This window comes from Streptomyces sp. WAC06614, from assembly GCF_003949795.1.
Classification (GTDB): Bacteria; Actinomycetota; Actinomycetes; order Streptomycetales; family Streptomycetaceae; genus Streptomyces.
On sequence record NZ_RPRY01000719.1, the window covers coordinates 1 to 974 of the forward strand.

The 974-nt window shown below is 73.8% G+C and carries 1 protein-coding gene; it reads right to left on the reverse strand.

Annotated elements, in window-relative coordinates:
- Positions 1-31: 31 nt before the first annotated feature.
- Positions 32-820 (reverse strand): hypothetical protein, encoded by a 789-nt coding sequence (locus EF918_RS36110; RefSeq protein WP_260611026.1) that lies wholly within the window; start codon positions 818-820, stop codon positions 32-34.
- Positions 821-974: the final 154 nt, after the last annotated feature.

Consider the following 974-nt stretch of genomic DNA (forward strand, 5'->3'; position numbering starts at 1 on the left):
GGCCGGTGGGGGCCGGTGGGGGAGCGGCGGCTCAGGTCCCGGCGAGCGGCATGGAAGCGGCCACGAGCTTGCCCCCGGCGGCGGCCTTGTCCAGCGCGTCGCGCAGCAGGTCCTCGCGGGGCTGCTGGCCGATGGAGCCGACCGGGGCGGCGTAGACGAGCACCTGCTTCTTCTTGTTGACGGCCGTGCGCCACCCCTCGGTGACCGCCAGGGCCTGGTGCGCCTGCCACCACGCCACCTGACCGCCGGCCTCGCCACCCGGCTGGAGCACGGCGTGCAGCTGGCCGGCGGCCAGCAGGACGGACCAGCCGGCGAGCGGGGACGGGAGCTCGGCGGTGTCGGTGACAGGGATGAAGCCCTGCTCGATCAGCAGCGGCAGGAAGTCGTCACCGGGGCCGGTGGTACCGGGGCGCGCGATCGGCGCGGTCGGCTCGACCACCAGGGCGGGGTGCAGGTCCCCGTCGATCAGGACCAGCCCGCTGGTGATCCCCAGCACGGCCTGCCCGCCGGGCTCGGACTGCGGCACGTCGGAGGCAGGAGCAGCGGCCGGGCTCTCCCCGGTGATGCTGGCGACGGCACCCTGGAGCTGCTCCTCGGAGACGGTCACCACCTGGGAGGGGATGCACCGCCCGTGGGCGAAGGCGAGGACGGCGGTCTCCTCACCGACGAACAGCACGGTGCTGGTGGGCTCGCGCTCGGAGTCTCCCGGCGTGCGGCAGGAGGTGCAGTCGTAACTGCCCGGCGCGGTCTCACCGCGAAGCAGCAGGTCGGCTTCTTCGTCGCCGATCTCGGCGCGTACGTCATCACTGACGTCGAGCATGCGCGGCACGGGGTGACTCCTCGGACTAGGACGGAACGGCAGGGTGAGCCACCGGGGTGGTCCCCGGCTCTCCGGGCTCAACGGGGGAGCGGTGGCCGGGGTCACGCCGAAAGGGGGAACGGATTCGAACCGGGGGCCCGAAGGGGTGACGGGG

What these genes read in the sequence shown, in the direction of transcription:
- EF918_RS36110 (WP_260611026.1), bottom strand. Translation starts at nt 820, where the DNA reads ATGCTCGACGTCAGTGATGACGTACGCGCCGAGATCGGCGACGAAGAA.